The following is a 20839-nucleotide window of genomic DNA, read 5'->3' on the forward strand; positions in this document are numbered from 1 at the left end:
TTGACGCAGATGGAAGTTAAAGGCGCCTTAGAGGCGCCTTTTTGTTAGTTAGCGCACTCAACTCATTGTTCATATGGGGGTTATCTGTTCTGGCAGTGCAATTAAGTAAATTGCTACCTTTTTGATCTAACTAACATTAAGAATGATTCAAGCTGTTATGGTTAGGGCTTCATTCATTAATGCGGATCGTACTGTGAGTCAGCTAGTTTTTGTGCTGTTACAACTAGCCTTTTGGGGCGCAACTGTCTATTGGCAATGGTCGTTGATTTGGCCAGCGTTGATTACTGGGATTTGGTTGATCGGGTTAATTCGAACCAGAAATATTGCTCGGACCCGCGATCGCAAGGAAGATCAAATTTCGCAATGTGCCGCAGCGCTCAATGTACCTCAGTTTTTCGTTGATAATTATTTAGAAAAACCAGAATGGCTGCAACGCGAAAGTTATAACGATGTCCACCCTGGCCGCATCGCAGATGAACTTGCCAAGGAATACTTGCACTCATCAGGTGCTCACTAACCGCAATTTTAAACCTCAGCATCGTCTAGTCAAAGCGAGCTGCCGCTGTGCTGACACTGGTCGATTGCCTCATCCAACTGAAATATTTTGCTAATTTGGTGAGATCTACAAGAATTAACAGTAATGGTTGGCATCATGAGTGATGCCAACGGCCCATACTGCCTAAAAAACCTCTTATCAATAGCTGCAATACGCTAGCGGCCAACGTTCTAACTTTTAGGAACCTTCATGCGTTTATTTTTAATGGTGGTCTGGGTCATGTCGTCAGCATTAGCTGGCCCTGCGTTTGCCACTTCTTTTCAAACGTTTGATCAGGCATATCACCAAATCGGTCTTGGCTACGACGATGATGTATTGGCGTTGGCAGAGCAATACCAAAGCCAGTTTGACGACTGGTCAGCAACGCAGCAAGTACAGTACTTGGCACGTCAAGGTCACGCCTATCAAGGCTCGCGTAATACCGAGCAGGCGCTTGTGATTCAACGACAAATCGTCGATTTACTCACCGAGCATCAAGTCTCCGACTCAGCAATGATGGAATACCTGCTGCTGGATGGTCACTTGCATTTCGATTTGACCTCACCAGAGCAAGGTTGTGAAAGCTATCATCAGGCATATGGACTAAATGCTGAGGCTGCCAACAGTCTGAAAGCAATGCTGCTGTATTCCTATTCTCGTTGTTATTCGCAGTATCCTGATGGACCAGAGCCATTGGCGTTATTACTGCAAGCCACACAAATGATGAAGCAGGACAATAGTTCTAGCTTGATGGGATACATCCAAGCTGAAATTGCTGCTTACCACTATCAACAACATCATTACCTCGCCGCCGTTGACTATTTCGGCAAAGCACTAGAGCGATTTCAGGCATTAGAATTTGCCGGTGAAACCGTTGGTATGTTGGCCAATCTTGCTGTTGCGCACATTGCCCTCAGCGATTTCGAGCAAGCGAGTGAATACTTGTCTGCCGCAGAGCAACTGACTGACCAGCCGATATGGTTGTTTCATCTCAACCGTTATTATGCCGAGATGTACATGCGTCAAAATATGCCCAAGCAAGCCGCTAAGCATGCGCTTATTGCCCATGAATACAGTAACGAGCAAGCGGGCAGCCATCACTGGCAATCAAATCTCCATATCCTAATTTGGGCTACGGTTGTCGACTCGGGGCTCGCTGCCGCTGAAACAATTATTGCAGAAAACCAACTTGATATGAGTCAGTCTGGCAGCTCAGCCAAATCTAAAGCGATTGCCAGTTATGTGCGAATTTTGCTGGCGATCGCTGGTGGTGAACAGCAGTCTGCGATAGGGCAACTCAATGAGTTGATGACGTTGAATTGGCAACAAATGAGTATGCGGGCAAAAAAAGAGGATTTGTTGAGGCTTACAACTTTTGAGCTTGAAATTAGTGACTTGGAGGTTCAGTTAGCCAATCGAATGGCCAGCCTTGAAGCCGCTAAGCGTCAATCGATTGAGTTGGAGCGCCAAAACTTCCGCTTAGTGACTTTGCTGGCACTGGTAACCACGGTAATTTTGGTGATCGTGTTGCTATTGGTATGGCGCTCTAGGAAACGTATTCAGGGCATTGCTGAAACCGATCATCTCACTGGCATTGATAACCGGCGCGCCATTTTGTCTTGCTACCAACAATGGCATCAAAGCCATACTGGCTTTGGCGTTGTGTTATTTGATTTAGACCACTTTAAGCAAATCAATGACCGGCTAGGACACGCCGCGGGCGATGCCGCGCTGATTCATACGGTGCAAGTTGTGCTGCGTGAAATCCGTCAATCTGACCGCATTGGCCGAATTGGTGGTGAAGAATTTATGATGTTATTGCGTGAAAGCAATGTTGAACAGTTAGGCCGAGTGGTTGAGCGGATTCGTTCAGCGGTTGAGTGTCAGCCGCTAGATTGGCAAGGAGAGCCGGTGACGATCACCGCGAGCTTCGGTTACAAGCAGTTGGCTGCTGATAATAGCGAAACCTTTGGCCAGCTATACCCACAACTGGATGAAGCCTTGTACGAAGCGAAAAATCGTGGCCGAAACCGAGCCGAACAAGCGGTTTAATCAATTCGCTAACGGTTAAACCAGCCCGATTTCTGCCAGCCCTGAATGACTTACATTTGATTGAATGAGCACAGCTGATCGCCGTAGTAGTTGTCTTGGTAGTTACATTGCTTGATTTGTTTTTTGCTACCCGAAGCTTTGCTAAACAAACGAGTTAATAATTTCATGGAATGCACCTCTTATAAAAATGACAGTGCTAGTATCGACTCGCTAAGGGCTTGAGTACATCAACAAAATCCAATCACAAACTTCAGTTTTTTTGAAGCTGTAGCTGCTGTTTAAAGAGCGCCATTAGCACTTCTATGTCTTTGGTTTTGACATAATTCGGCCGAATGATAAAGGCAATGCTACGGTGTGGCCCAGGCTCGTTGAGGTGAACTGCGCGCAGTTCGGAAGCCGCGTGTAGCAGTTGATCGAGTGCCATTTCGGGCACCAGCGTGGTGCCTAATTTACCGGCAACCATCTGAATAATGGTATGCAAGCTGGTGGAATCAAACCCCGACTCTTGCTTTAAGCTTTTGAGTTTACAGGCGGCCAATGCATGATCTTTAAGGCAGTGCCCTTCTTTTAGCAACATCAGCTTATCCAGCTCCAATTCGCTGGTGGTAATTTCCTGCACTTGCGCCGAGGCTTCGTCTTTGTGGCTAACCCAGTAAAAATCTTCTTGCCAGAACTCAAAGCTAATTAAGCCCGCAAGCGGATAAGGCAAAGCCAAGATCGCTGCGTCCAAATCGCCATTTCTTACTTTTTCGACGAACTCGTGCGATTGGCCTTCACTAATTTTTAAGCGAAAATCAGGGTATTGCTGGCGAACTTCCGGCAGCACTTGTGGCAATAAATATGGCCCGATGGTGGGGATCACCCCAAGCGACATGGGCGTTGTTAGTGGTGCTTTATCGGCTTGCGATAACAACATCAATTCGTCTAGTTCGAGCTTGATGGTTTGTGCTTTCGCTAACACGCGCTGACCAGCGTCGGTGATTAACACGTGCTTGTTGTTGCGCTCGAATATTTTTAAACCGAGCTGCGACTCCATCTCGCTAATGGCGGTGCTCAACGCCGATTGCGACACGTTGCATTGCTCCGCCGCTTTCTTAAAGTGGAGGGTTTTGGCAACGGCGAGTGCATAGTTTACCTGTTTAATGGAAATCATTTGGCTACGTTCATAAAAATAGAATCACCAAAGCAGTGTACCCCTAAGCGTGGCTCATGCAACAGTTGCAATAATGATTTGTACAAACAGAGAGATGGTTGGAGCTGATTGAATTGCTCTCTTGGGGGGCTAGGAGGGGAGTGGACAGGAAGCCCTATTTGAGTTTTCCAACATAACGATGTTGGTATTTGGGCAGCCAATAAAAGCCTGCAGCTATCAGGCTACACATCAGCGCCACATCAAGGTAAGCGATTTTACTCTGCAAAAACACAGCCAAGGGCAGGTGCACGAAGAGTTCACTGATCGTGGCACACAGCAAGCCGATGTAAGACCAGCACATAAAATAATAATGTGCCGCTAATTGCTTGCGCCGTATGGCCACGAAACCGGCAATCAATGGGATAAGGCTGAGGATTGCCATCCAATGGAAAACGCCCCAACCACCGAATAGCCGGTAAATACCAAACGCCGTTAAATTTAGCCCTAACATGCAAATAAAATACAAACGCCCAATCAGGCGATGGAATGAATCGCCCTTTGTCTTAAACAAAACGACAAACCCACTAATAAGTGACGCAAATCCACAAATTATGTGTAATGTTTCAATCATGAGCTGTTCTATCCGAGAGGTTTGTCGCTTCAAAAGTTGGCATGTGATCTTAGATTAAAATAGCGAGTCGAGCTGGCTCAAACCTTTCTAAAGTGCCTTTTTTATGGGCTCTCTGCAAACAACCTGAGCATCAGTCGTCAGCTCGATGACAACGCGTTGGCGTCGTAACGAACAGCCCCAAAAAGTACAAACCAATCATACCGTAATTCCATCCAACGAGAATCTGAGCCTGTTAAAGCTTATGGCCAAGTTGAGCGCCCTGTCGGACGGGCGATGAGTTTCTATTCAGGTGGATACTGACAAAACCGGTAGGGATTTCAACATGCTTAATGTTGCGTTGGAGCGAGGCTTTTGGGAGTTACGCAGGGGGGGAAGCGCTGCTGATTTACAACGTTCAGTTTTTTAGAATTATTAATTCAATTTGTTCAAATTTACCGATTAGTCTAATACCCCTAGTATTGTCCACATCGAAAGCGAGGCAGCTTTCAAATCGACAATTAACGAGGACATTAACCATGGCACAAATCGGCAAATCTATCCCAGAATTTAAAGCGCAAGCATTCCACAACGGCGAGTTTGTAGAAGTGACTTCTGAGTCAGTTAAAGGCAAATGGGGCATCTTCTTGTTCTATCCAGCTGACTTCACATTCGTTTGCCCAACTGAACTTGAAGACATGGCAAGCCATTACGAAGAACTTCAAGGTCTGGGTGTTGAAGTTTACGCGGTGTCTACCGACACGCATTTCTCGCACAAAGCTTGGCACGATTCGTCTGACGCGATTGGCAAAATCAACTTCCCAATGCTGGGCGACCAAACAGGCACCATTACTCGCGGCTTTGACGTGATGATTGAAGACGACCACATGGCGCACCGCGGTACGTTCTTGGTTGACCCTGACGGCATCATCCAAGTTGCTCACATCCACGCCGGTGGTATTGGCCGCGCAGCCAAAGACATGGTGCGTAACGTGAAAGCAGCTCAATACGTTCGCGAAAACGACGGTGAAGTTTGCCCAGCAGCTTGGGAACAAGGTGAAGAAACACTGACTCCTAGCCTGGACTTGGTTGGCAAAATCTAACCCCTGAAGTTTCCATTTTCCCTTGATTTTTTGGGCGGGCAGATGCCCTTATCTGACCCGCCTTTTTTTATGATTTATCTGTAGGTAACGCTATGTTAAGCAACGACATTCTTAATGCGCTAAAGACGTATACAGCAAATATGACCACGGGTGTGACACTGGCATTGCAAACAGGTGATCACCCCAAACGAAACGAACTAAAAGAATTCCTAACGCAATTATGTTCTGTCTCTGACAACTTGGTGTTGGAAGAACGTGATGCAGGGCTGCGCAGCCCTATTACCTTTGCCCTTGAGGTAAATGGTGCATACAACGGTATTTCATTCTCCGGTATTCCGGCCGGTCACGAGTTTAACTCGCTGGTTTTGGCCTTGCTTCATTCGAGCGGCACCGCGCTAAAACTGGATGACACGCTGGCGAATTTAGTGAAAGCCATTGATGACACCTTGCACTTCGAAGTGTTTATTTCACTGAGCTGCCACAACTGCCCAGACGTTGTTCAGTCATTGAATCAATTTGCATTGCTCAATGACGGTATTAGCAGCGAGATGATTGACGGTGGTTTGTACCCGCAATTGATTGATGATCGCAATATTCAAGGCGTTCCAAGTGTTTACTTGAACGGCGAACTGTTCGCCAACGGCAAAATCGACACAGCTCAGTTGGTGGAAAAGCTCATTCAACGTTACCCATACATTGTTGACGCAGGTAATAAAGAACAGTTACCGCTGCAAGATGTCACTGTGATCGGTGGTGGCCCAGCCGGTGTTGCGGCAGCTATTTATGCAGCTCGCAAAGGGTTGAATGTGACCATGGTAGCGGATCGCATTGGTGGTCAGGTGAAAGATACCGTTGGTATTGAGAATCTCATTTCGGTCTCTAAAACCACGGGTACCGAGTTGACAGGCAACATGCTGGCACACATGAATGACTATGAGATCACCAAAAAAGAACACGTCAGCGTAGCCAATATTGAAAAGCCAGAAGCAGGTAGTAAAGCACCGAAGAAGCTTCACTTGTCTTCTGGTGAAGTGATTGAAACTAGAACAATCATTGTGGCAACAGGTGCCAAATGGAGAGAGCTTGGCGTACCGGGCGAGAAAGAAAATATTGGTTCTGGCGTGGCCTATTGCCCACACTGTGATGGCCCGTTCTTCAAAGGTAAAGACGTGGCGGTGATTGGTGGTGGTAACTCGGGTATTGAAGCGGCCCTTGATTTGGCTGGCATGGTTAACCATGTGACTGTATTCGAGTTCTTGCCAGAATTGAAAGCTGACCGCGTGTTGGTTGAAAAGGCGGAAGCACACGACAAGATCACTATTATTAAGAACGCAGCAACCAAAGAAATTGTTGCTGAGAATGGCAAGGTGGTTGGCCTTGATTACATCAACCGCGACACCGATGAAGTGGTTCGCCAAGACTTGGCTGGCGTATTCGTTCAGATTGGCCTAGTGCCAAACAGCAGTTTCATGGAAGGCGTGGTAGAACGCACGCAACATGGTGAAATTAAAGTGGATGAAAAATGCCAAACGTCTGAGAGTGGTATTTTTGCTGCCGGCGATGTCACCACTGTGCCTTACAAGCAAATTGTCATTGCCATGGGTGAAGGCGCAAAAGCTTCTCTCTCGGCCTTTGATTACTTGATTCGCGAATAACCCATTCGCATACCGCGTTCTCCAGAAGGGCCGGCAATACCTTGCTTACTTACAGCCAAAGCAAGATGTTGCTGGCCCGACTTTATTTAGTGCTTGGCAAAACAACGCTAAATTTTGTCTGACATGTTAATGCCACTATATTTGCTATAGTCGGCAAAGCATCAAAGCAACAATGTAAAAAAGCAACAAGGTAAGCAAGATGAACACTCTTCCATTCATAGCGTTAATCTCGGGCGTGCTAGCTGCCCCCGCCGTTGCCAATCAATATAGCTGTACTTTAGATGGCGCAACTCGGTTGATTGAAGTGGCCTATCACAGCAGCGATTCAACACTGCCCTGTGAAGTTATATACAAAAAAGAAGACGGCACCATCAGCTCATTATGGCGGGCACAAAACCAGCAAGGTTACTGTGAAGAGCAAGCAAGTTTGTTTGCGGATAAACAGTCTAGTTGGGGCTGGAATTGCAAGCTTGTCGAGCCAGCGGTTTCTACTGCCGATAACTAAAAGAGCACAAAAAAAGCGACTCCGCAGAGTCGCTTTGATTTAGAGCGTAACCGGCAGTGATGTTGCTACTGCTGACTCATGCTATTTATTAGAACTTGGCGCGTAAGCCCATGGTGATGCGGCGATCCGCTTCACGGTATTTCCAGTCGTTACCAAGCTCAGTTTTATACACCAAAGGTTCACCGGTCAGGTTGGTGACGTTGCTAATGAAAGTGACGTGATCATTAATATCCCAGCTGGCTGAAACATCAAATTGACCTCGCGCTTCACGATAGCTGTTACCTGCCGTTGGATCGTAACCCGCAGCCTCTGGCGAGTCGTTGTTGTCGATACCATAGCCATCTTTACCAATGCGAGAGATGCGTTTCTCATTCTCTGAATCGAGGAATTCATCACGCCAGTTGTAAGCCAAGCGCACTTGATAAGCATCGTATTCCCAGTAGACCTGCGCGTTGACGGTATGCTTAGAAATATCTTCCATTGGCGTACCATCCGGCTGTTCACTGTCTGCATAGGTGTAGTTAGTGCTCACACCAATGCCCGACCAGCGGCCTGGTAAGAAGTCGAACGTTTGCTGGTAAGCCAATTCAAGGCCTTTAATCCAGCCACTGCCGCCATTGATTTCTTTTTCGGTATTGATGCCGGTTTTACCATCTAAGCGCAAACCTTCAACGTAGTTGTAGCCAGCGGTATCGCCCATGCCTGGATCGGCATTCACAATATTACTTTGGCTCACACCGGCTTCATCCAGCAAACAAACCGAAGACCACTGGGTTACATTTTGCTCAGACACGGTCTTGGCGGTATCTGCAATACAGTCGTTGTCGGTAATGGTGAAGGATTCTACATCTTTGTAGAACAGTGCAGCAGACATCAAACCACCGGTGCCGAAGTAGTGCTCAACCGACAAGTCGTATTGGGTTACACGGTACGGCTCTAGGGTATGGGAGCCCTGAGTGGCGTGGGTGACGTCGGTGTTCACACTTGATGCTGGGCTTAGTGAATCAAAGTCGGCACGGCGCATCACTTTGGCCGAGGCGAATCGAACTAAGGTGTCATCAGAGACACTATAAGTGGCATTCAGGCTCGGTAAGAAATCAGAGTAATCGTTGGTGCCAGTGAGGTACTCGCCGTTTTCAATAATGGTGGAGTCCAGTTCAGTTTCAACATAGCGGCCACCAATAACGGCTGACAGATCATCGAAATCGAGGTTGAACTGCATGTAGACAGCTTGAGTTTTTTCCTCAATTTTTTTGTATTCGCCCTCATCGACCTCAAGGTTTGAGTTGAGTGATCCGGTCGTGGCGTAGTTGGTGCCAGTCAGTGCTGACTGTACATCGGCAAATGCAGCCTCTGGATTACCCAGTTTTTTACCGTTATAGACGGTGTAGGACAACAAGTCGTTTTGACCGGATTTACCAAGCTGATCGAATGAATTGTCAGGCGTGATGGTCACGAAACTGCCTGGGCTCATTTCGTTGTATTCATCAATCCACATCGAAAAGTCTTCGCCTGTTGGATCGCCATTTTCATCGACGTAGTAGGCACTCTTGTACATGTCTTTGAATTCAATGTCTGAGCGTGTGAATTCGTATTCGCGATCGGTGATGCGAACGCCCGACTTCACTGACGCCAGCCAATCAATGCCTGCAAATGGTTCAACATATTCAACATCGAAACGGGCTGCGATCTCGTCATTTTCAATGCGGTCGCGATCGTGCACGTAGGTACGCAGTGCTAAGTTGTCTGGGTTATGCAGCACTTGGCTATCTTCATAAACGATACTTGGCAACTTGCCACTACCGCCTGAGATATAAGCGTCGGTCGTGTGATCGGCATCGCTGGTATAACCGCCGTTTTCATTCCACACATCGCGGTTAACAGGGCGCAACGTGAATTCGGTATCGTGACGATCCGTTTCGGAATGGGAAATGGCCACTTCACCCCAAACGCGAACCTGATCGCTAAGGCTCCATTCGCTGCCCAAGGCGTGTGAATAGGTTTCGTTTTCGCTGAAGTCACTGATGGTTTTAGGGATCAGCTTGACGCCCTCAAGGGTGTAGTTGTGCAACACACCATTCGCGTCTTGATACGAGTCAGCCGTGGTTGTAACGTCACCACCCACATCTAAGATGGAGTAGGACTGCTGGCTACCGGTTAGTTTGGTGCCATTTAAGTCTAAGTAAATATTGCCATCACCCGATGCTGGCGCCCACTGTAGTGACAGACCATAGGCCTTACGCTCACGCTGCTCGGTTTTTTGATTGACGGTGTTTTCACTTTGAACCAGCATTTTACCTTGCGGGGTATTGCCTTCATCGGCCACTCCGTCACCGTCGAGATCAACGTCTAACAGCTCTTGCTTGGTAATGAATTCATCTTGGCGTAGCTCGCGGTCAAGATAGGAAAGTACGATGGACGCTCCAAATGTACCTGAGCTGCCTAGATCCCAATTTGAACCGACCGCCGCCGTAAATTTAGGCGCGTAATTCTCTGTTTTATCCGCGTATTCGGCATCAAACGTAAATGCAGCAAGGGTTTCTTCGAGCTCTAACGGGCGCACGGTCTTCATGCTTACGGTGCCGCCAAGCGCTCCTTCGATCATTTCTGGTGTTGGCGACTTAACGACTTCGACGGTTTTTAAGAAGCTGGAAGGAAAGTCTTCTAAGCTGATCCCGCCGCGGCCTTCACCTGCAGTTGAGCGGCCGTTTAATTCCACGCGGTTATCGGAAATACCACGAATTTGTACATCTTGGCCAACGCCAAAATCGCTGCTAATTGAAACGCCTGTAATACGTTGCAGGGCTTCTGCAATGTTGTTATCAGGTAATTTTCCAATGTCTTCGGCAACAACGGCATCAACAATTTGGCTTGAGAAACGTTTTTGGCGAGCTGATTCCGCCATACTGCCAGCGATGCCGCTAACCTGAATCACTTCCACGTCGTCTGTTGGCATTGGTGCCGCTTCTGCAGTGGGCGCTTCTGCCGCATAAACGCTCGAACCAAACGCTAACGTCGTTACAGGTAACAGCGCTGCAGCTATTTTAGATAATTTAAATTGCATACCTTTTCCCCTATGGCGTGATTTCAAGAAAAAAATGGATACGTCCATGCCTATCACGCCTAAAAAATAAAACTGTCCGTCACCCCGAGGGTGAAAACGCGGCGATAGTTTCATAGGGATTTGCAACATTCAAACTGGCTAAAAAGTCATCAAAAAGCGGCCGTTCTTAATGATGTGCGTATAAAAATTGAGCGCTTTTTAGAGGTGTAAAAGACTGTATTGGTCATGCCAAATTATGAATTTGGTAAAAAATGTGGAGATTTCATGGAAACTTAGTGGTCTGTAAACCAGTCTATTTAAGCCTTTGAGACAGCGTTAACATTCCATAAACAAGCCTGCCACATACTCTTTTTAGAATGAATTAGCCGTCATTAATTTTAAATTTGAGCGTTTGAGGTGCACAAAATATAAACACCTCAACAGGTGCTAACTAGCTGACATAGAGTGATAAAACAGCGCTATTTTGAGCTTATTTAAGCCTTTATTAACGTTCGAGATACAGCCGTTATTGTGATGTGATTAAGTTTAAATGGCCTTTGTTTGTTGGCTTTTAGGACAATTTTAGATGTGAATTGAACGGGGTTTTTAGTTTGTTTTGAAGGTGCTATTTGGTGTTGTGCATCACAAATTTAATTTTGTTGGAACGTTTTTTAGATTCGGTTGTCATCCTGTGATGGATCTCTAATTATTTTCCTATCAACCGAAACAACGCAGCGTAATTTTATGTTGTTACCAATTTGTATGGATTGTTTGATTAATTGGTTAGGTTCTTTATTTGTTGGCTGATTGGCCGGGAGAGAAACCATGCTGCGAGCGAAATGAGCCTGCTCGTTCAATTTTAAATCCATCTTGCTTGTGGTGGCGCTCCCGCTTTTCTTTGGTCAAGCTAGTGGAGTCGGTGTAAACTACGGCGCTATCTTCTTTACGGTAATTGTGGTGCCTGTTTGGGCTCGTTTTCGACTCATGCCGTTCAAAGAATGTCACTCAATATTGATGCTTAAATACCTATGAAACCAACTGCCAGTTCGCAGCACGATCCACTTTCTTTTAATCGTCGTCTTTCCATTGCGCCTATGCTCGATTGGACCGATCGCCATTGCCGCTATTTTCATCGCCTGCTGAGCCAACACGCTTTGCTTTACACCGAGATGGTGACCACAGGTGCGATTCTGTTTGGTAAAGGTGATTACCTTGCGTTTAACGAGACTGAGCAGCCGGTGGCTTTACAGTTGGGCGGGAGTGATCCCGCAGATTTAGCGAAAGCAGCCAAGTTGGGTGCCGAACGTGGTTATGCCGAAATTAACCTAAATGTGGGCTGTCCATCCGATCGCGTACAAAAAGGCCGTTTTGGCGCTGTATTAATGACTGAGCCAGAGTTAGTGGCGCAGTGTGTTGATGCGATGAAACAAGTGGTTGATGTACCGGTCACGGTGAAACACCGGATTGGCGTTGATGAACAAGATAGCTATCAGTTTGCTGCCGATTTTATTAGTCGCGTTAATCAAGCAGGGTGTGATGTCTTTATTGTGCATGCACGAAAAGCTTGGTTGCAGGGGCTTAGCCCGAAAGAGAACCGTGAAATTCCGCCGTTGGATTACCCACGTGTTCATCAGCTTAAGCAAGACTTTCCTCACTGCCATATTTCGATTAATGGCGGCATCATGACCTTAGCGCAAGCGGGTGAGCAACTGCAGTCTGTGGATGGTGTGATGATTGGCCGCGCGGCTTATCAAAATCCTTATTTGCTGGCCGAAGCCGATCAGCTGATCTACGGCGACGACAATACGGATGCGAAGACTCGCGCTGATGTGGTTGAGGCCATGCTGCCTTATATAGAGCAACAGTTAACGCAGGGCGCTCGGTTAAACAACATCATTCGTCACATGCTCGGCTTATATCAGGCCGTGCCGGGCGCGCGCGCTTGGCGCCGCTATCTGAGCGAAAATGGCCGCGGTGATGATAAAGGTATTGAAATCTTACAGCAGGCGATGACGCTGGTTTACGATTAAGCCTCGATTTCGCCACTTATTCACAAATTCTCTAACTCAAATAGTCATTACTCCTTAAGTTCCCCCTCACATTGTTTATGCTGTTGTGAAATTAACCAATACCATGGTTAATTTCACCAATAGCAACCTACTCGTAGCCTTTGTTTATTTTCTGTTAATCCGAATAAATCCTTTATAAACAATCTTCTAAAAGTTTTTTTCAAGGTTGGCACATCACTTGTAATAGATACTTCGTAACGCAGTGAAGCGTAGTAATGTCACTGACATTTTAATAGACCCAACACCTGCAAAGACAGGAACGGGCTACGGACTAGGTAACGGAGAGAACATCATGAAACGCATTCAAATCGCAGTAATCGCAGGCTTAACTTTGGCTTCAACCGCTTTTGTACCAGCAGCGTCAGCCAACGAATTAACCACAGCAATCACCGACGTTGCGCTGAACGTTGCCGAGCAAGTTGCCTCTGATGTGAAAGAGAGCTCAGTACGCCAGATTGATGAAATGTGGGCGAGCTTGCAAAGCATGATGACTGAAGAAGCTGCTGACGAATAACAGCTAGCACACATTGAAACGCAGTGACGCGCAGTCATGTCACTGCAACTTAAATTGACCCAGTACCTGCAAAGACAGGAACGGGCTAAAGACTAGGTAACGGAGAGAACACCATGAAACGCATTCAAATCGCAGTAATCGCAGGTTTAACTTTGGCTTCAACCGCTTTTGTACCGGCTGCAGCAGCCAATGAATTGACCTCAGCGGTCACCAACGTAGCACTGGACGTCGCGGAACAAGTTGCCGCTGATGTGAAAGAAAGTTCAGTACGCCAGATTGACCAAATGTGGGCGAGCTTGCAAAACATGCTGGCCGACACAGAAGCAAGCGAGTAATAGCCATGTTGTCACCAGTCGAACTGATGATGTGGTGGAGTCTGCCACTAGCAGGATGGCTGGTGGCATGGCTCGGATACCACTTAATAGCAAGTTGGGTTCCTTGGGCAAGAAGTAGCAAACGAGCAGGAGTTTAGAGAATCATGAAGACGTACCAACATCAACTTTATCGTGATCCGGTTCAAGGCAAATTAGCGGGCGTTATTGCCGGGTTTGCCAATCATTGGGGCCTGAGCCGGTTTTGGTTACGGATTATTTCGTTAGTGCTGTTGTTTAGCATGCCGATGGTGATGATTCCTGGCTACCTACTTGCGGCTGTCTTGATGCCATCCCCTCAACCTCGCTGCCGCTAATTTAAGCAGCGAAAGCGCGAAACAAGATAGCCTTGTGCCGCTCAATGGAACTCGCATTTTTTTGATTTATCTGACGTAAAGTTAGAGTTTTTACGCCAGCTTGATATGCTGAAGTCACTAGGTTACTGGATGATGCCGTCGGGATTTGTAAAATTGACGGCATCGCTAGTTTGAAAATCAAACAGGTGATTATGTGATTAAGCGTGTTGCGTCCGCACTGTTATCGTTGGCGATGGTGCCAGCCATTGGCTGTGAACTTACCGTCGAAGATGCTTATGTGCGAGCCCCTATCCCAGGTGTGCCCAATACAGCGGCATTTCTACGTATAAACAATTCATGCTCAGAGCCCGTGTCGTTAATCGCAGGTCAAGCAAGTGCAGCTAAGTCTGTTGAGTTGCATACTCATATTCATGAAGACGGCATGATGAAAATGCGGCAAGTCGATGCCATCATTGTGGCAGCCAATGATTCGGTGGAGCTGAAGCCGGGTGGCTACCACCTTATGATGTTTGAAATCGATAGTGCGTTGAAAGACGCGAAGAGTACGCCAATTTTGCTAACCTTCAGTAATGGCCAACAAGTTGAATTTGTTGCACCACTGCAGGATTTAATGTCGAAGCATCATCACCACTAATCATCAAGCGAGGCTTGTGTGTATAAACGTTATTGGAAGAGCGCTGCTCTGCTCATCGTTTTTTTGTTTGTCATTTTTTACTTCATTGCGGTGTGGTGGAGTGGCGATCCCGAAGTGCCAAATATTGAAAAAACTGCCAGTCAACAAGCTCAGCAAGAGCAAGTAGTGATTGTTCCTGGTTACACCACAACGACCGGGCTAATCCAGCTCATCACCCAATTACTTGATAAGCCCGGCGGCTATTTGAGTAATGATGTGATGCCGCCAGGATTGCTGATGGACAACATGCCGAACTGGGAATTTGGCGTGCTGGAAGTTGCTCGTGATACGGCGCTTGCCATGCGACGGGATTTTGCTCGTAGCCAATCGCAATCGAGCGAAGATCCAGACTTAACAGCCGCTCATCCAGCGTTGAATATCTCTCACACCAAGTGGATGTTCCCCGCTGCGGAAGACGAATACGACAAAGCCCGACAACACCTGGTTGGCTACCGCTCGCGGTTAGCTGATCCGGCTGATTTTTCGGCACAATTCTATACTCGGGCCGACAACTTAAATGAATGGCTACGCTTTGTTGAAAAGCGATTGGGCTCGGTATCGCAAGCGCTGAGTGCCAGTGTGGGCCGTGACCGCATTAATGTAGATATGCTGAGCGAACGCTATGAAGATCCGTCGGCAGCAATCGCGGAACTGCAGTACAAGCAAACATCTTGGTGGGAAATTGACGATGTGTTTTATCACGCTCGTGGCACCAGCTGGGCATTGCTGGTGATGTTTAAAGCCATTGAAGTTGATTTTGCTGATGTGCTTGAAAAGAAAAATGCAGCGGTTGGCTTGCAGCAAATTATTCGCGAGCTGGAAGCGACTCAAGAATCGTTATGGAGCCCGATGGTCTTAAACGGCTCAGGTTTTGGCATGTTGGCAAACCATAGTTTGGTGATGGCAAATTATGTCTCGCGCGCTAATGCGTCGGTGATTGATTTGCGCGAACTGCTCAATCAAGGGTAACCAAACGAGCTAGACGCAATGTAAGGCAGCCACATGGCTGCCTTATTGTTTTGTTGCGACTAAATTTTTAATCGTGTCAGCACCATGTGATCCGCTTCATATTTCTTTTCGGAATATAAAAATCAAAATCAATTCTTTTACGTTATTTCCAAACTTGGATAGTCTTTATCACCTCTGAAAAAGTAAGGTTAGTTACCGCCATGCAATTAAACGGACTCAGCAGTCCTTTATCGGACCAACAATTAAGCCTGCTACAACAGGCATTAGCAGGCATGACGCCACTGCAGCTTAGCTGGGTGAGTGGCTACTTGTCGGCTCTCAGTCACGCCGGCAGCCCTCAAATTGCAGGCCAAGCGCCGGCCGCGGCAGCTGAAGCCGACGGAGCTCGCCTGACTATTTTATTTGGCTCGCAGACCGGTAATGCCCATGGCGTTGCCAAGCAACTCAAAGAAAAAGCCGATAGCGCTGGCATTCCAGCCGATGTGATCAGCATGGGCGACTACAAGCCCAACAAGCTGAAAAATGAGAAGTTGTTAGCGATTGTGGCCTCCACTCATGGTGAAGGCGAGCCACCTGATGATGCCGAAGAATTGCATGGTTTTCTGGTTGGCAAAAAAGCACCGAAACTGGCCGGCGCCCGCTACAGCGTATTGGGTTTAGGCGATTCAAGTTATGAGTTCTTTTGCCAAACCGGTAAAGATTTTGACGAGCGCCTGAGTAAATTGGGTGCTGAATCGTTCGTGCCTCGGGTTGATTGTGATGTTGACTACGATGACGCCGTAGCCAGTTGGATTGAGCAAGTGGTTGCCGAAGCCAAAGCGCTCACGAGTGTTGTTGCTGCGCCGGCTGCTAATGCCGCGGTTGCTGCTCCGGTAGCCAGCCAATACAACAAAAAGAATCCATTCTCGGCCAATTTGCTGACCAATCAAAAAATCACAGGCCGTGATTCCATCAAAGACATCCGCCATATCGAAATTGATTTGGAAGGCTCAGATTTGCAGTACCAGCCTGGCGATGCGTTAGGTGTTTGGTTTGAAAACGACGAGGCGTTGGTTGATGAGCTGCTAGCGCTGGTCAAAGCCGATGGTAATGCTGAGGTTGATGGTAAGCCGCTGCGCCAAGCTTTAATTGAAGATTACGAACTGACGCTAAGCTATCCGGGCTTTATTAAAGCGGTTGCTGAAGCCAGTGGTGACAAAGTGCTTACTGAGCTGACGGCCGATGCGGGCAAGTTGCGAGATTACATCGCTGACCGTCAAATCATCGATATTGTGCGTGATTACCCAATTGAATTAACAACAGAACAGCTTGTTGGCGCGCTGCGCAAAATGGCGCCGCGTTTATATTCAATTGCTTCAAGCCAAGCTGAAGTGGACGAAGAAGTGCATTTAACCGTTGGCGTGGTGCGTTATGACGCGCATGGCTCGGAGCATCTGGGGGGCGCATCAGGCTTCTTATCTGAGCGGCTCGAAGAAGGCGGCGATGTCAAAGTGTTTATTGAACACAACAATAACTTCCGCCTACCAGAAAGCCCTGAAACGCCGATCATTATGGTTGGTCCAGGCACCGGTGTGGCACCATTCCGTGCCTTCATGCAGCAGCGAGAAGCCGATGGCATTGAAGGCAACAGCTGGATGTTCTTTGGTAACCCGCATTTCACCCAAGACTTCTTGTATCAAGTGGAGTGGCAAGGCTACCTAAAATCTGGCGTGTTAGAGCGATTAGATGTGGCTTGGTCGCGCGATCAGGCTGAAAAAGTCTACGTCCAAGATCGCATCTTGGAGCAGGGTGCCGCGCTCTATCAATGGCTCGACAAAGGCGCTCATTTCTATGTTTGTGGTGATGCTAACCACATGGCAAAAGATGTTCACCAAGCCTTGCAAACCGTCATTCAACAACATGGCGGAAAATCAGAAGAAGAAGCGCAGCAATATTTAACTGATCTGCGTAAAGCGAAGCGTTACCAACGGGATGTGTACTAATGAGCGACATCAATATTGACGAGTTGCAAGTCAAGGGCAAACTAGCCGATAACGAGCGTCTGAAGCGCGAAAGTAACTTCTTGCGCGGTACCATTGCCGAAGAACTCAACGACCAAATCACCGGTGGCTTTGGCGCCGATAACTTCCAGCTGATCCGCTTTCATGGCATGTATCAGCAAGATGATCGCGATATTCGAGCCGAGCGTGCCAAGCAGAAGCTAGAGCCGCTCCATACGGTTATGTTACGTGCTCGATTGCCGGGCGGTATCATTCAGCCGAAGCAATGGTTGGGCATTGATAGCTTTGCCGAAAGCCATACCATGCAAGGCTCGATTCGCTTAACCACACGACAAACGTTCCAGTTTCATGGTGTGCTCAAGCGCAACATGAAGTTGATGCACCAAACGCTCAATGACATGGGCATTGACTCCATTGCAACGGCGGGTGACGTCAACCGTAATGTATTGTGTACTTCTAATCCGATCGAATCAGAAGTACACGCCGAGGCTTACCAGTGGGCGACCAAGATCTCTGAGCATTTGTTGCCAAAAACCAATGCCTATGCCGAGATCTGGCTAAACGGTGAGAAAGCAGTATCAACCGAAGAGCCGATTTTGGGTTCAACCTATCTGCCGCGTAAATTCAAAACCACGGTTGTCATTCCTCCTCTCAACGATGTTGATGTGCATGCCAACGATTTGAACTTTGTGGCCATTGCCGAAAACGGCAAATTGGTTGGCTTTAATGTACTGGTGGGTGGTGGCTTGGCCATGACTCATGGTGATACTGCAACCTATCCGCGTAAAGCCACTGATTTTGGCTTTATTCCATTAGATGCAACGCTTGATGTGGCCGCCGCTGTGGTGACCACCCAACGAGATTTGGGCAACCGCGTAAACCGTAAAAATGCTAAAACTAAGTACACCTTGGAGCGCGTTGGTGTGGATGTGTTTAAAGGCGAAGTTGAGCGTCGTGCCGGCGTTAAATTTTCGCAAAGCCGTCCTTATGAGTTTACTGAGCGTGGCGATCGTTTTGGCTGGGTTGAAGGTATTGATGGTAACCATCACCTAACGTTGTTCATTGAAAACGGCCGCATTCTCGATTTTCCAAACAAGCCGTTAAAAACCGGTATGCGTAAGATTGCAGAAATTCACCAAGGTGATTTTCGCATGACAGCCAACCAGAATTTGGTTATTGCCGGTGTACCCGCAGACCAAAAGCAAACCATTGAGCAGTTGGCTCGTGAGCATGGCTTAATTGAAGATAGTACGAGTAATCAGCGTAAAAGCTCGATGGCTTGTGTGGCATTCCCAACGTGCCCGTTGGCGATGGCTGAGGCCGAGCGTTTCTTGCCCGGCTTCGTAACCGACATTGAAACGATCCTCGCTAAACACAATGCGCCTGATGAATCGGTGATCACTCGCGTGACGGGTTGTCCGAATGGCTGTGGTCGCGCCATGTTGGCGGAAATCGGTTTAGTGGGTAAAGGTCCGGGTAAATACAACTTGTATTTAGGCGGCACCCACAACGGCGATCGCATTCCTCGTTTGTATAAAGAAAATATTAGCGATACCGAAATTCTCGCCATCATTGATGACCTGATCGGCCGCTGGTTGGAACAACGAGAGGAAGACGAGCGGTTTGGTGATTTCGTGGTCCGTAGCGGCATTATTGCCCCTGTGGTCGACTCAGCGAAGGACTTCCATGATGTTGGCGCAATCCCAGCTTAAAACCCTACCGGAACTGTCGCCTGCGGCTCAGCGTTCAGGCTTGGCGGAAGTGAATGCCAAGCTCGAAGGGTTGAGCGCGCAAGAGCGCGTTGCATGGGGATTGGAGCATCTGCCGGGTGTGCAGGTGCTGTCTTCAAGCTTCGGTATTCAAGCCGCGGTGTTATTGCACATGATGACACAGCAACAGGCTGATATACCGGTCGTATTGGTTGATACCGGCTACCTATTTCCAGAAACGTATCAGTTTATCGATCAGTTGAATGATCGGCTCAAACTGAACCTGCAGATCTTTCGAAATCCGATAGGCCCCGGCTGGCAAGAAGCTCGCTATGGTCGTTTGTGGGAAGAAGGTGTTGAAGGTATTGATAAGTACAACCGCATGAACAAGGTTGAGCCAATGCAACGTGCGTTGGAAGACTTAGGCGTGGGCACATGGTATAGCGGTTTGCGCCGCAGCCAGTCGAGCACTCGCAGTGAATTGCCGGTGGTTGATACCGTCAAAGGCCGCTACAAAATGTTGCCAATCATCGATTGGAGCAACAAGGATGTGCACTACTACTTAAAAGAAAATGACCTGCCTTATCACCCGCTGTGGGACAAAGGTTATGTGTCTGTGGGCGATGTACACACGAGCCGGCCGTTAGAAGTTGGCATGACAGAAGAAGAAACGCGCTTCTTCGGTCTTAAGCGCGAGTGTGGGCTGCACGAAAGTAACATTGATGGAGATGGCATTTAATGGCGCATTCGCAAATGCTAAGTATTCCTGGCCAGTTATTGAGCGCGCCAACGGCAAATATTTCGCTGGTGGGCGCTGGCCCAGGTGATGTGGGCTTATTGACCATCAACGCACTGCTGCGGATCCAACAAGCAGAAATCGTCTTGTTTGATTATTTGGTGTCTGAGCAAATATTGTCGCTATTGCCAGCAAATTGTCAGCGTTACTGTGTTGGCAAACGAGCAGGTCAACACAGCATGACGCAAGATGCCATTAACCAATTACTGGCTAAGGTGGCTGCCACTGGCAAGCGCGTGGTGCGGTTAAAAGGTGGTGATCCGTTTATCTTTGGCCGCGGCGCCGAAGAAATGCAGGTGTTACTCGACCAAGGCCATCATGTAGAAGTGATCCCCGGCATTACTGCCGCGTCAGGTTGCGCTGCGTATGCTGGCATCCCGTTGACTCATCGTGATGTGGCGCAGAGCGCAACGGTTGTGACGGGTTACTGCAAAGCGGAAGGCAAATCACCTGACTGGGCACAAATGGCGGTGACCAACAGTACCGTTGTTGTGTACATGGGCTTGTTTAAAGCCGCTAAGATTGCTGCCGAATTGATTCATCATGGCCGTGCCGCAAGCACGCCGGTCGCCATCATTGAAAAAGGTTGTACGCCAGAGCAGCGGGTTGTCGAATGTCAGCTGAACAATTTGGCACAGACCATTGATGCGGCGTCGATTCAATCGCCAGCACTTTTGGTGATTGGTGAAGTGGTGGCGATGCGATTACAGCAACCCGAAGCCGATATTCAAGAAAACGTTGCCTAAGCTCGTTGGTCGGCAGTGATAACGGCTGCCGATGTATGTCAGA

Annotated in this window: 19 protein-coding genes; 15 read left to right on the plus strand and 4 right to left on the minus strand. The window is 47.9% G+C overall.

Features of this window, described 5'->3' with window-relative positions; all coding sequences use genetic code 11:
* The first annotated feature begins 193 nt into the window (after window positions 1-193).
* Together K0504_RS08455 and K0504_RS08460 are read left to right on the plus strand one after the other, a co-directional pair.
* The gene (locus K0504_RS08455) at window positions 194-517 is read left to right on the plus strand and encodes a hypothetical protein (RefSeq protein ID WP_220103745.1); all 324 of its coding nucleotides are present in this window, start codon (window positions 194-196) and stop codon (window positions 515-517) included.
* A 228-nt stretch (window positions 518-745) separates the two neighbouring features.
* Window positions 746-2587, plus strand: coding sequence for a GGDEF domain-containing protein (locus K0504_RS08460; RefSeq protein WP_220103746.1), 1842 nt, complete (start codon window positions 746-748; stop codon window positions 2585-2587).
* A gap of 250 nt (window positions 2588-2837) precedes the next feature.
* Here the strand turns inward: K0504_RS08460 and K0504_RS08465 are convergent, their stop codons facing one another.
* Both K0504_RS08465 and K0504_RS08470 read right to left on the minus strand, forming a co-directional pair.
* Window positions 2838-3740 carry a hydrogen peroxide-inducible genes activator gene (locus K0504_RS08465; protein WP_220103747.1) on the minus strand — a complete coding sequence of 301 codons (903 nt, stop codon included), beginning with the start codon at window positions 3738-3740 and terminating at the stop codon, window positions 2838-2840.
* Between the two features lie 154 nt (window positions 3741-3894).
* Window positions 3895-4350: a DUF2306 domain-containing protein gene (locus K0504_RS08470; protein ID WP_220103748.1), complete on the minus strand. Its 456-nt coding sequence runs from the start codon at window positions 4348-4350 to the stop codon at window positions 3895-3897.
* 515 nt (window positions 4351-4865) lie between these two features.
* Here K0504_RS08470 and ahpC point away from each other — a divergent pair.
* From ahpC to K0504_RS08485, 3 genes are all read left to right on the plus strand, one after another.
* On the plus strand, window positions 4866-5429 hold the full coding sequence (gene ahpC / locus K0504_RS08475) for an alkyl hydroperoxide reductase subunit C (RefSeq protein WP_220103749.1): 564 nt from the start codon (window positions 4866-4868) through the stop codon (window positions 5427-5429).
* Between the two features lie 92 nt (window positions 5430-5521).
* The gene (ahpF, locus tag K0504_RS08480; protein WP_220103750.1) at window positions 5522-7084 is read left to right on the plus strand and encodes an alkyl hydroperoxide reductase subunit F; all 1563 of its coding nucleotides are present in this window, start codon (window positions 5522-5524) and stop codon (window positions 7082-7084) included.
* Window positions 7085-7283: 199 nt separating this feature from the next.
* A complete protein-coding gene (locus K0504_RS08485) occupies window positions 7284-7589 on the plus strand; it encodes a hypothetical protein (protein WP_220103751.1) in 306 nt (101 codons plus the stop codon).
* A gap of 88 nt (window positions 7590-7677) precedes the next feature.
* On the opposite strand, the gene K0504_RS08490 is transcribed toward K0504_RS08485, so the two are convergent.
* Together K0504_RS08490 and K0504_RS08495 are read right to left on the minus strand one after the other, a co-directional pair.
* Window positions 7678-10653 (minus strand): TonB-dependent receptor, encoded by a 2976-nt coding sequence (locus K0504_RS08490; protein ID WP_220103752.1) that lies wholly within the window; start codon window positions 10651-10653, stop codon window positions 7678-7680.
* Window positions 10654-11424: 771 nt separating this feature from the next.
* Window positions 11425-11637, minus strand: coding sequence for a hypothetical protein (locus K0504_RS08495; RefSeq protein WP_220103753.1), 213 nt, complete (start codon window positions 11635-11637; stop codon window positions 11425-11427).
* Between the two features lie 23 nt (window positions 11638-11660).
* Between K0504_RS08495 and dusA the strand changes: the two genes are divergently transcribed.
* From dusA to cobA, 10 genes are all read left to right on the plus strand, one after another.
* On the plus strand, window positions 11661-12662 hold the full coding sequence (gene dusA / locus K0504_RS08500; protein ID WP_220103754.1) for a tRNA dihydrouridine(20/20a) synthase DusA: 1002 nt from the start codon (window positions 11661-11663) through the stop codon (window positions 12660-12662).
* 331 nt (window positions 12663-12993) lie between these two features.
* Window positions 12994-13215 carry a hypothetical protein gene (locus tag K0504_RS08505; RefSeq protein ID WP_220103755.1) on the plus strand — a complete coding sequence of 74 codons (222 nt, stop codon included), beginning with the start codon at window positions 12994-12996 and terminating at the stop codon, window positions 13213-13215.
* A gap of 113 nt (window positions 13216-13328) precedes the next feature.
* Window positions 13329-13550, plus strand: coding sequence for a hypothetical protein (locus K0504_RS08510; RefSeq protein WP_220103756.1), 222 nt, complete (start codon window positions 13329-13331; stop codon window positions 13548-13550).
* 143 nt (window positions 13551-13693) lie between these two features.
* On the plus strand, window positions 13694-13903 hold the full coding sequence (locus tag K0504_RS08515) for a PspC domain-containing protein (RefSeq protein ID WP_220103757.1): 210 nt from the start codon (window positions 13694-13696) through the stop codon (window positions 13901-13903).
* Between the two features lie 193 nt (window positions 13904-14096).
* A complete protein-coding gene (locus K0504_RS08520) occupies window positions 14097-14537 on the plus strand; it encodes a copper chaperone PCu(A)C (protein WP_220103758.1) in 441 nt (146 codons plus the stop codon).
* 18 nt (window positions 14538-14555) lie between these two features.
* Entirely contained in the window at window positions 14556-15545 is a 990-nt protein-coding gene (locus tag K0504_RS08525) for a DUF2333 family protein (protein WP_220103759.1), read from the plus strand.
* Between the two features lie 200 nt (window positions 15546-15745).
* Window positions 15746-17527 (plus strand): assimilatory sulfite reductase (NADPH) flavoprotein subunit, encoded by a 1782-nt coding sequence (locus tag K0504_RS08530; RefSeq protein WP_220103760.1) that lies wholly within the window; start codon window positions 15746-15748, stop codon window positions 17525-17527.
* Window positions 17527-19257: an assimilatory sulfite reductase (NADPH) hemoprotein subunit gene (gene cysI, locus K0504_RS08535; RefSeq protein ID WP_220103761.1), complete on the plus strand. Its 1731-nt coding sequence runs from the start codon at window positions 17527-17529 to the stop codon at window positions 19255-19257. The genes K0504_RS08530 and cysI overlap by 1 nt, the downstream gene beginning before the upstream one ends.
* Window positions 19235-19993 (plus strand): phosphoadenylyl-sulfate reductase, encoded by a 759-nt coding sequence (locus K0504_RS08540; RefSeq protein ID WP_220103826.1) that lies wholly within the window; start codon window positions 19235-19237, stop codon window positions 19991-19993. Before cysI ends, K0504_RS08540 begins: the two co-directional genes overlap by 23 nt.
* Window positions 19993-20796, plus strand: a complete 804-nt coding sequence (gene cobA / locus K0504_RS08545) for a uroporphyrinogen-III C-methyltransferase (RefSeq protein ID WP_220103762.1) — start codon at window positions 19993-19995, stop codon at window positions 20794-20796. The genes K0504_RS08540 and cobA overlap by 1 nt, the downstream gene beginning before the upstream one ends.
* The last annotated feature ends 43 nt before the right edge of the window (window positions 20797-20839 follow it).

Source organism: Neiella holothuriorum, assembly GCF_019457915.1.
Classification (GTDB): domain Bacteria; phylum Pseudomonadota; class Gammaproteobacteria; order Enterobacterales; family Neiellaceae; genus Neiella; species Neiella holothuriorum.

Coding starts and splice junctions, on each gene's coding strand:
- dusA (WP_220103754.1), top strand. CDS start 11,661: ATGAAACCAACTGCCAGTTCGCAGCACGATCCACTTTCTTTTAATCGT.
- K0504_RS08505 (WP_220103755.1), top strand. CDS start 12,994: ATGAAACGCATTCAAATCGCAGTAATCGCAGGCTTAACTTTGGCTTCA.
- K0504_RS08490 (WP_220103752.1), bottom strand. CDS start 10,653: ATGCAATTTAAATTATCTAAAATAGCTGCAGCGCTGTTACCTGTAACG.
- K0504_RS08460 (WP_220103746.1), top strand. CDS start 746: ATGCGTTTATTTTTAATGGTGGTCTGGGTCATGTCGTCAGCATTAGCT.
- K0504_RS08530 (WP_220103760.1), top strand. CDS start 15,746: ATGCAATTAAACGGACTCAGCAGTCCTTTATCGGACCAACAATTAAGC.
- ahpF (WP_220103750.1), top strand. CDS start 5,522: ATGTTAAGCAACGACATTCTTAATGCGCTAAAGACGTATACAGCAAAT.
- K0504_RS08470 (WP_220103748.1), bottom strand. CDS start 4,350: ATGATTGAAACATTACACATAATTTGTGGATTTGCGTCACTTATTAGT.
- K0504_RS08485 (WP_220103751.1), top strand. CDS start 7,284: ATGAACACTCTTCCATTCATAGCGTTAATCTCGGGCGTGCTAGCTGCC.
- K0504_RS08465 (WP_220103747.1), bottom strand. CDS start 3,740: ATGATTTCCATTAAACAGGTAAACTATGCACTCGCCGTTGCCAAAACC.
- cysI (WP_220103761.1), top strand. CDS start 17,527: ATGAGCGACATCAATATTGACGAGTTGCAAGTCAAGGGCAAACTAGCC.
- cobA (WP_220103762.1), top strand. CDS start 19,993: ATGGCGCATTCGCAAATGCTAAGTATTCCTGGCCAGTTATTGAGCGCG.
- K0504_RS08515 (WP_220103757.1), top strand. CDS start 13,694: ATGAAGACGTACCAACATCAACTTTATCGTGATCCGGTTCAAGGCAAA.
- K0504_RS08540 (WP_220103826.1), top strand. CDS start 19,235: ATGTTGGCGCAATCCCAGCTTAAAACCCTACCGGAACTGTCGCCTGCG.
- K0504_RS08510 (WP_220103756.1), top strand. CDS start 13,329: ATGAAACGCATTCAAATCGCAGTAATCGCAGGTTTAACTTTGGCTTCA.
- ahpC (WP_220103749.1), top strand. CDS start 4,866: ATGGCACAAATCGGCAAATCTATCCCAGAATTTAAAGCGCAAGCATTC.